We start from the raw sequence: 3,741 nt of genomic DNA, 5'->3' as shown, positions 1-3,741 counted from the left end.
GCGCACTGCGTGGTCGAGGGGCACACGCAGATCGGCGAGGACAACCGCATCTTCCAGTTCGCCTCGCTGGGCGCCGCGCCGCAGGACAAAAAATACGCCGGCGAGCCCACGCGGCTGGTGATCGGCGACCGCAACACCATCCGCGAGTTCTGCACCCTCAACACCGGCACGGTGCAGGACCGGGGCGAAACCACCCTTGGCGATGACAACTGGGTCATGGCCTACGTGCACGTGGCCCATGACTGCGTGGTCGGCAGCCACACGGTGCTGGCCAACAACGCCACGCTGGCCGGCCATGTGCACGTGGGCGACCACGCGGTTGTCGGCGGGCTCACGGGCGTGCACCAGTTCTGCCGCATCGGCGCGCACGCCATGGTGGGCTTTGGCAGCCACGTCTCGCAGGACGTGCCGCCTTTCATCACGGTGGATGGCAACCCCCTGGGCGCGCGCGGCCTCAACACCGAAGGCCTGCGCCGGCGCGGCTTTGCGCCTGAACGCATCGCTGCGCTCAAGCAGGCCTACCGCGCGCTCTTCCGGCAAGGGTTGACGCGGGACGCGGCCCTGGCCCGGCTGAAGGAGCTGGCGGCGCAGGCACCGGGCGATGCCGGGGGCGACCTCGCGGCGCTGGCCGTCTTCGTTGCCGCTTCGCACCGCGGCATCGTCCGCTGAGGCCCGCAGATGCAACAAGCACCGCGCGTGGCCATGGTGGCCGGCGAGACTTCGGGCGACCTTTTGGCGGGCCTGCTGCTGGACGGCCTGCAGGCGCGCTGGCCGGGCGTGGCCGCCGCGGGCATCGGCGGGCCACGCATGGCCGAGCGCCGCTTCGACGCCTGGTGGCCCAGCGATCGACTGGCAGTGCATGGCTACAGCCTGGACGTGGCGCGCCGCCTGCTGGGCATCCTGCGCATCCGCAAGGCACTGCGCGCACGGCTGCTCGCGGCCGAACGGCCGGATGTTTTCATTGGTGTCGATGCGCCCGACTTCAACCTGGGGCTGGAGGCCGACCTGCGCGCGGCCGGCGTGCGCACCGTGCACTTCGTCTGTCCGTCCATCTGGGCCTGGCGGCCCGAGCGGGTGCACAGGATCCGCGCGGCCTGCGACCATGTGCTGTGTCTCTTCCCATTCGAGCCGGCATTGCTTGAGCGCCATGGCATTGCCGCCACCTATGTCGGCCACCCGCTGGCGCGCGTCATCCCCCTGCAGCCCGACCGCGCCGGGGCGCGGCAGGCGCTGGGTCTGCCCCAGGATGCACCGGTGCTGGCCCTGCTGCCGGGCAGCCGGGCGGCCGAGGTCAGCTACAACGCACCAGTGTTTTTTCAGGCTGCAGCCCTCGTCGGGCAAGCACTCCCAGCTATCAAAATAATATTGCCCGCAGTGCCTGCGCTGCAGGCCCGGCTGGAGCGCATGGCTGCCGAATACGGCGTGGCCGACCTGGTGCGCATCGTCAGCGGCCAGTCGCATCCGGTGCTGGCTGCCTGCAACGCCACGCTGATCGCCAGCGGCACGGCAACGCTGGAGGCGGCACTGTACAAGCGGCCCATGGTCATCGGTTACCGCATGCATCCCTTGAGCTGGCGCCTGATGCGCCGCAAGCAGCTGCAGCCCTGGGTGGGCCTGCCCAACATCCTGTGCAGCGACTTCGTCGTGCCGGAACTGCTGCAGGATGCCGGCACGCCCCGCGCCCTGGCCGATGCGGCGCTGCAGTGGCTGCAGGCACCGGCCCATGATCCGCAAAGCCTCGAGCGGCTGGAGCAGCGTTTCACCGCGCTGCACCTGGAGCTGCTGCGCGACACCCCCACCCTGGCCGCCCATGCCGTCAGCCAAGTGCTCGCCGCCTGAACAGGCCACGTTCGACTGGTACGCGCCCGGCCTGCTGGCCGGCGTGGACGAGGCCGGGCGCGGGCCGCTGGCCGGCCCGGTGGTGGCGGCCGCGGTCATCCTGGACGACGCCCGGCCGATCCTGGGGCTGGGCGACTCCAAGACGCTCAGCGCCGCGCGCCGCGAGCGCCTCTATGACGAGATCCGCGCCCATGCGCTCTGTTGCAGCGTGGCCCAGGCCAGCGCCGAGGAGATCGACCGGCTGAACATCCTGCAGGCGACCCTTCTGGCCATGCGCCGTGCCGTGCTGGGCCTGCGCCTGGTCCCGACGCGGGTGCTGGTCGATGGCAACCGGCTACCGGTGCTGCCCATCCCGGCCGAGGCAGTGGTGCGCGGAGATGCCCGCGTGCAGGCCATCAGCGCCGCCTCCATCCTTGCCAAGGTCACGCGCGACCGCTGGTGCCAGGAGCTGCATGGCCAGTACCCCGAATACGGCTTCTCCGGGCACAAGGGCTATGGCACGGCTGCTCACCTGCAAGCGCTGGCCCAGCATGGGGCCTGCCCCGAGCATCGCCGCTCTTTCGCGCCCGTGGCGCGTGCGCTGGCATCGACCGGCCTTCCTGCTGCACTTTCATGACCGAACAAGCATCGCCCGTCTTCATCCAGTCTCCCGCCAACGCGCTGGTCAAGGACCTGCGCCGGCTGGCTCAGGACAGCACCGGCTATCGCCGGCAGGGCCGGGTGTGGGTCGAGGGCGAGCACCTGTGCAGCGCCGCGCTGCAGCGCGGCAGGCAGCCTGCCCTGGCGGTATTTTCGGAGTCTTTTTGGCAGGAATCCCTTGTCCAGTATCGGGTCGCAGCTATTAAAAACATAGTTATCGCCGATACCCTGTGGGCAGGCATCAGCGCCCTGGAATCACCGGCCGGCGTGGCGTTCGTGCTGGATCTGCCGCAGTCGGCCGGGCTTGCCGCGGGCGAGGCCACCGTGGTGCTCGACCGCTTGCAGGACGCGGGCAATGTCGGCTCCATCCTGCGCAGCGCCGCCGCTTTCGGGTTCACCCAGGTTGCAGCGCTGAAAGGCACGGCGGCGCTGTGGTCACCCAAGGTGTTGCGTGCCGGCATGGGCGCGCACTTCGCGCTGCGCCTGGTCGAGGGTCTGGATGAGGACAGTCTGCTGCAGGACCTGCGGGTGCCGCTGCTGGTCACCAGCTCGCACCAGGGCGAGCTGCTGCATCGTGCCGCGTTGCCCTGGCCCTGCGGGTGGGTGCTGGGCCACGAAGGGCAGGGCGTCTCGCCCGGGCTGGAGCAGCGTGCCAGCGCGCACATCCGCATCGCGCAGCCGGGCGGCGAGGAATCGCTCAACGTCGCCGCGGCGGCTGCGATCTGCCTGCACGCAAGCGCCGCTGCGGCGCATTGAGAGTCGCGCGGGGGATCGAGGTCATAAACGGTGCGACGATCACCCCCATGATCCGAACCGATCTGCGGATCCGACCAAAGGACCCGGCAGGAGCAGGAAAGCAAAAAACCCTGCTACCGTTTGAATAGCAGGGTTTTCTTGCGTGCCTTGGTGCCGGAGAGAGGAATCGAACCCCCGACCTTCTCATTACGAATGAGCTGCTCTACCGACTGAGCTACTCCGGCGAAGACCGAAATTATATACCGCTGTGATAGCTGGTCACGCGTTCCACCTCGTTTTTCGAGCCCAGGATGACGCTCACGCGCTGGTGCAACTGCGTGGGCTGCACGTCCAGGATGCGCTCGCGGCCGTTGGTGGCGGCGCCGCCCGCCTGCTCGACCAGCCAGCCCATAGGGTTGGCCTCGTACATCAGACGCAGCTTGCCAGGCTTGTTCGGCTCGCGCCTGTCCCACGGGTACATGAAGATGCCGCCGCGCATCAGGATGCGGTGCACGTCGGCCACCATGC

General features: G+C 69.2%; 4 protein-coding genes, 1 tRNA gene and 1 pseudogene. 4 read left to right on the top strand and 2 right to left on the bottom strand.

What is annotated here, in order from left to right:
• From lpxA to RT051_RS14400, 4 genes are all read left to right on the top strand, one after another.
• Nucleotides 1-669, top strand: a 669-nt coding sequence (gene lpxA, locus RT051_RS14415) for an acyl-ACP--UDP-N-acetylglucosamine O-acyltransferase (RefSeq protein WP_313077770.1), incomplete at its 5' end; no start/stop codon positions are given.
• Nucleotides 670-678: 9 nt separating this feature from the next.
• Nucleotides 679-1,839, top strand: a complete 1,161-nt coding sequence (gene lpxB, locus RT051_RS14410; RefSeq protein ID WP_313077766.1) for a lipid-A-disaccharide synthase — start codon at nucleotides 679-681, stop codon at nucleotides 1,837-1,839.
• The gene (gene rnhB, locus RT051_RS14405; RefSeq protein WP_313077762.1) at nucleotides 1,811-2,455 is read left to right on the top strand and encodes a ribonuclease HII; all 645 of its coding nucleotides are present in this window, start codon (nucleotides 1,811-1,813) and stop codon (nucleotides 2,453-2,455) included. The genes lpxB and rnhB overlap by 29 nt, the downstream gene beginning before the upstream one ends.
• Nucleotides 2,452-3,234, top strand: a complete 783-nt coding sequence (locus tag RT051_RS14400; RefSeq protein ID WP_313077759.1) for an RNA methyltransferase — start codon at nucleotides 2,452-2,454, stop codon at nucleotides 3,232-3,234. The genes rnhB and RT051_RS14400 overlap by 4 nt, the downstream gene beginning before the upstream one ends.
• 148 nt (nucleotides 3,235-3,382) lie before the next feature.
• Here RT051_RS14400 and RT051_RS14395 read toward each other — a convergent pair.
• Nucleotides 3,383-3,458, bottom strand: a tRNA-Thr gene (locus RT051_RS14395).
• Between the two features lie 11 nt (nucleotides 3,459-3,469).
• Nucleotides 3,470-3,741: pseudogene (locus tag RT051_RS14390) on the bottom strand (fructose-bisphosphatase class I); the annotation flags it as partial.

The sequence above is a fragment of the Melaminivora sp. genome (assembly GCF_032059615.1).
GTDB lineage: Bacteria > Pseudomonadota > Gammaproteobacteria > Burkholderiales > Burkholderiaceae_C > Melaminivora.
Note: the sequence above shows the minus strand (reverse complement) of the source record. Positions and strands in the feature narration are given on the sequence as shown.

Excerpts from the sequence above, each read along its gene's own strand:
- lpxB (WP_313077766.1), top strand. The coding sequence starts at position 679 with ATGCAACAAGCACCGCGCGTGGCCATGGTGGCCGGCGAGACTTCGGGC.
- rnhB (WP_313077762.1), top strand. The coding sequence starts at position 1,811 with ATGCCGTCAGCCAAGTGCTCGCCGCCTGAACAGGCCACGTTCGACTGG.
- RT051_RS14400 (WP_313077759.1), top strand. The coding sequence starts at position 2,452 with ATGACCGAACAAGCATCGCCCGTCTTCATCCAGTCTCCCGCCAACGCG.